Below are 5,366 nucleotides of genomic sequence, written 5' to 3' on the forward strand. Positions count from 1 at the left end.
AACGACATATATTTGAAAGAAAGAAGGACAATAAGAAAATATAATCTATGTTTTAAAAAAACACAGGAAACAACAGAACACGTTTTCTATCATTGCGAAAGCTTCGGGCTATTAGTATCACTTGGCTATGGTATCTCTACCTTTACACCTATGACCTATCAACGTAGTCATCTTCTACGACCCTATAAGGAAGTCTCATCTCGTGGCTAGTTTCGCACTTAGATGCTTTCAGCGCTTATCTATTCCCGACGTAGCTACCCAGCCGTACACCTGGCGGCATAACTGGTTCACCAGCGGTCAGTCCATCCCGGTCCTCTCGTACTAAGGACAGATCCACTCAAACTTCCAACGCCCACAACAGATAGGGACCGAACTGTCTCGCGACGTTCTGAACCCAGCTCGCGTGCCACTTTAATGGGCGAACAGCCCAACCCTTGGGACCTTCTCCAGCCCCAGGATGTGACGAGCCGACATCGAGGTGCCAAACCTCCCCGTCGATATGAGCTCTTGGGGGAGATCAGCCTGTTATCCCCAGAGTACCTTTTATCCTTTGAGCGATGGCCCTTCCATACAGAACCACCGGATCACTATGTCCGTCTTTCGACCCTGATCGACTTGTTGGTCTCACAGTCAAGCGGGCTTATGCCATTGCACTCCTCGTACGGTTACCAAGCGTACTGAGCCCACCTTTGAAAGCCTCCGTTACCTTTTTGGAGGCGACCACCCCAGTCAAACTACCCACCAAACAATGTCCTCGGCTAAACCGAGTTAGAAACCGAATACAGAAAGGGCGGTATTTCAAGGTTGATTCCACGACTCCTAGCGAAGCCGCTTCAACATCTCCCGCCTATCCTACACATCCTGTATCCAATTCCAATGTTAAGCTATAGTGAAGGTTCATGGGGTCTTTCCGTCCCGTTGCGGGTAATCGGCGTCTTCACCGATACCACAATTTCACCGAGCTCATGGCTGAGACAGCGCCCAGATCGTTACACCATTCGTGCAGGTCGGAACTTACCCGACAAGGAATTTCGCTACCTTAGGACCGTTATAGTTACGGCCGCCGTTTACTGGGGCTTCGATTCAATGCTTCTCTTGCGATGACATCCCCTCTTAACCTTCCAGCACCGGGCAGGTGTCAGGCCTTATACTTCATCTTTCGATTTTGCAAAGCCATATGTTTTTGCTAAACAGTCGCCTGGGCCTTTTCACTGCGGCTTCTCCATCGCTGGAGGAAGCGCCCCTTCTCCCGAAGTTACAGGGCCATTTTGCCGAGTTCCTTAGCCATGATTCACTCGAGCACCTTAGGATTCTCTCCTCGAACACCTGTGTCGGTTTGCGGTACGGGTTTTATATACCTGAAGCTTAGCGGGTTTTCTTGGAAGTCTGATTACCTGCACTATCTGCGCCCCCGAAGGTTTGCAGTACTATCGTGTTTCAGCACAGTCTGCGGATTTGCCTACAGTCTGTATACCTACACACTTCAACGAACTATTCCGTCAGTTCGCGGCAGTGTCACTACTCCGTCACCACATCGCAGTATATAAAAGTACGGGAATATTAACCCGTTGTCCATCGGCTACCTCCTTTCGGATGCGCCTTAGGCCCCGACTAACCCTGATCCGATTAGCGTTGATCAGGAAACCTGGTTCTTTCGGTGGGCGGGTTTCTCACCCGCCTTATCGTTACTTATGCCTACATTTGCTTTTCTATAATCTCCACAATAAGTCACCTCACTGCTTCCCCGATGATAGAATGCTCCCCTACCAGACATACCTAATGGTATGAATCCATAGCTTCGGTAATACACTTGATGCCCGTTTATTATCCACGCCCGGTCGCTCGACTAGTGAGCTGTTACGCACTCTTTAAATGAATGGCTGCTTCCAAGCCAACATCCTAGCTGTCTGGGCAACCGGACCTCGTTAGTTCAACTTAGCGTATATTTAGGGACCTTAGCTGATGGTCTGGGTTCTTTCCCTCTCGGCCTTGGACCTTAGCACCCAAAGCCTCACTGCCGACCATATCTTACAGCATTCGGAGTTCGTCTGGATTTGGTAGGATTTGACTCCCCCGCACCCAATCGGTAGCTCTACCTCTGCAAGACTCATATGTCGACGCTGTTCCTAAAAACATTTCGGGGAGTACGAGCTATTTCCCAGTTTGATTGGCCTTTCACCCCTACCCTCAGGTCATCCGGAAACTTTTCAACGTTTATCGGTTCGGTCCTCCATTACATGTTACTGCAACTTCAACCTGCCCAAGGGTAGATCACAAGGTTTCGCGTCTACCTCATCCGACTATACGCCCTATTCAGACTCGCTTTCGCTGCGGCTGCGTCGCTGAACGACTTAACCTTGCCGGACAAGAGTAACTCGTAGGCTCATTATGCAAAAGGCACGCCGTCACAGAATAAATCCGCTCCGACCGCTTGTAAGCACACGGTTTCAGGTTCTTTTCACTCCCCTGTTCGGGGTTCTTTTCACCTTTCCCTCACGGTACTGGTTCACTATCGGTCTCTCAGGAGTATTTAGCCTTACCAGATGGTGCTGGCAGATTCAAGCAGGATTTCTCCGGTCCCGCCCTACTCAGGATACCACTATGCTGTCATTCTTTACCTGTACGGGGCTATCACCCATATCGCGCAGTTTCCCACCTGCTTCCAGTTCATAGCGACAATGCAATGTCGTGGTCCTACAACCCCATAAATGCCGTAACATCTATGGTTTGGGCTTTTTCGTGTTCGCTCGCCACTACTTACGAAATCATTATTATTTTCTCCTCCTACGCTTACTTAGATGTTTCAGTTCGGCGCGTTCGCGTATTATACAACTAGTCTTCTACTAGTTAGGTTGCCCCATTCGGAAATCCACGGATTAATTCACATTTGCTAATCCCCGTGGCTTATCGCAGCTTATCACGTCCTTCATCGCCTCTGAGAGCCTAGGCATCCCCCGTGTGCCCTTTGTTACTTTCTTCAAATCCACTTCCCGCTTTTGCTCGGGAGGGACGATTGTTCTGTCTAACTCCGAAAAGTTAGAACAGATATGCTCTGTTGTTTCTTTTCTTGTGTCTTCTTTCTCTCAATATGTCAAAGAACGTTCGTTTTAGTAGTTGAGATTTGAGTAGTGAGTAGTGAGATCTTTCTAGTGAGATATATTATCTCGCCTTACTGAATCTCAATACGCATATCTCAATACGCAGTACTAAACTTGTGGAGAATAACGGAGTCGAACCGTTGACCCCCTGCGTGCAAGGCAGGTGCTCTAGCCAGCTGAGCTAATTCCCCGTGTTAATTAGATAATAGTAGTGAGATTTGAGTAGTGCGATGTGAGATCATTAATGATTCTCAATACTACTATCTCAATACACATATCGCTCATCGCAATACGCTTCTCGCAATACTATTTGGTAGTCCCGAGCAGATTTGAACTGCTGACCCCTACATTATCAGTGTAGTGCTCTAACCAACTGAGCTACGGGACTAGCTATATCTCTCTTCTCTCTCGGGTAATACTACCGAACCGTAATCTCTTAGGGTGGGTGCTGTATTTCCTTGTAGTGTTCTGTTTCTTCTTTATTTTTAAAGTAATGTCACGATGCATGGCAAGAATACGTTTCCGCATCTCTAGAAAGGAGGTATTCCAGCCGCACCTTCCGGTACGGCTACCTTGTTACGACTTAGCCCCAATTATCGGTTTTGCCCTAACACGCTCCTTGCGGTTACATGCTTTAGGCACCCCCAACTTTCATGGCTTGACGGGCGGTGTGTACAAGGCCCGGGAACGTATTCACCGCGTCATTGCTGATACGCGATTACTAGCGAATCCAACTTCACGGGGTCGAGTTGCAGACCCCGATCCGAACTGTGACCGACTTTTCGAGATTCGCATCCTGTTGCCAGGTAGCTGCCCGCTGTATCGGCCATTGTAGCACGTGTGTAGCCCCGGACGTAAGGGCCATGATGACTTGACGTCGTCCCCACCTTCCTCTCCGTTTGCACGGGCAGTCTGTTTAGAGTCCCCACCTTAACGTGCTGGCAACTAAACATAGGGGTTGCGCTCGTTGCGGGACTTAACCCAACACCTCACGGCACGAGCTGACGACAGCCATGCAGCACCTAGTTTCCTGTCCCGAAGGACTAACTCATCTCTGAGTTATTCAGTAACTTTCAAGCCCGGGTAAGGTTCCTCGCGTATCATCGAATTAAACCACATGCTCCTCCGCTTGTGCGGGCCCCCGTCAATTCCTTTGAGTTTCACCCTTGCGGGCGTACTCCCCAGGTGGATAACTTAACGCTTTCGCTAAGACGCTTACTGTATATCGCAAACATCGAGTTATCATCGTTTAGGGCGTGGACTACCAGGGTATCTAATCCTGTTTGATCCCCACGCTTTCGTGCATCAGTGTCAATAAACGTTTAGACAGCTGCCTTCGCAATCGGTGTTCTGAGACATATCTATGCATTTCACCGCTACTTGTCTCATTCCGCCATCTTCAACGCAATTCAAGCTCTTCAGTATCAAAGGCACTGCGACAGTTGAGCTGCCGTATTTCACCCCTGACTTAAAAAGCCACCTACGCACCCTTTAAACCCAATAAATCCGGATAACGCTTGGATCCTCCGTATTACCGCGGCTGCTGGCACGGAGTTAGCCGATCCTTATTCTTACGGTACATTCAGCCTATTATACATAATAGGGGTTATTCCCGTACAAAAGCAGTTTACAACCCATAGGGCAGTCATCCTGCACGCGGCATGGCTGGTTCAGGCTTGCGCCCATTGACCAATATTCCTTACTGCTGCCTCCCGTAGGAGTCTGGTCCGTGTCTCAGTACCAGTGTGGGGGATTCTCCTCTCAGAGCCCCTAGACATCGTCGCCTTGGTAAGCCGTTACCTTACCAACTAGCTAATGTCACGCGAGCCCATCCATATCCTATAAATATTTAAATAAATTAACATGTGTTAACGTATTATTATGCGGTGTTAATCCGGATTTCTCCGGGCTATCCCCCTGATATGGGTAGGTTGCTCACGCGTTACGCACCCGTGCGCCACTCTCAAATCGGGTAGCAAGCTACCCTCAGATCCCGTTCGACTTGCATGTATTAGGCCTGCCGCTAGCGTTCATCCTGAGCCAGGATCAAACTCTCCATTGTAAAATGAATTGTTCGACACCTAACTATTTATATAAAATAATTAGAAATTGTCTTTTTTTAATATCTAATCCGGAATCGTATTTTTTTATTCTAGCTTCATCTTCTATTCGTGACTTTCGCCGCTTCAAAATCTAAAGCTAAACTACTCACCACGCATCATGATCATTTCTTTAAAGAACTTTCTCGCCGCCGCATCGCGCTTTGGC

Annotated in this window: 2 tRNA genes and 2 rRNA genes; all 4 read right to left on the bottom strand. The window is 48.5% G+C overall.

Features of this window, described 5'->3' with window-relative positions:
• Positions 1–92 precede the first annotated feature (92 nt).
• The 4 genes from M8998_RS16170 to M8998_RS16185 all read right to left on the bottom strand — a co-directional run bounded on the left by M8998_RS16170 (position 93) and on the right by M8998_RS16185 (position 5,160).
• A 23S ribosomal RNA gene (locus M8998_RS16170) occupies positions 93–2,978 on the bottom strand.
• A 237-nt stretch (positions 2,979–3,215) separates the two neighbouring features.
• Positions 3,216–3,289: transfer RNA gene (locus M8998_RS16175), tRNA-Ala, on the bottom strand.
• 120 nt (positions 3,290–3,409) lie between these two features.
• Positions 3,410–3,486 (bottom strand) — tRNA-Ile (locus M8998_RS16180).
• A 146-nt stretch (positions 3,487–3,632) separates the two neighbouring features.
• Positions 3,633–5,160: ribosomal RNA gene (locus tag M8998_RS16185) — 16S ribosomal RNA — on the bottom strand.
• Together the 16S and 23S rRNA genes with 2 tRNA genes alongside form the textbook arrangement of a ribosomal RNA operon.
• Positions 5,161–5,366 lie beyond the last annotated feature (206 nt).

Origin of the sequence: Sphingobacterium sp. lm-10, assembly GCF_023554555.1 — a bacterium.
GTDB lineage: Bacteria > Bacteroidota > Bacteroidia > Sphingobacteriales > Sphingobacteriaceae > Sphingobacterium.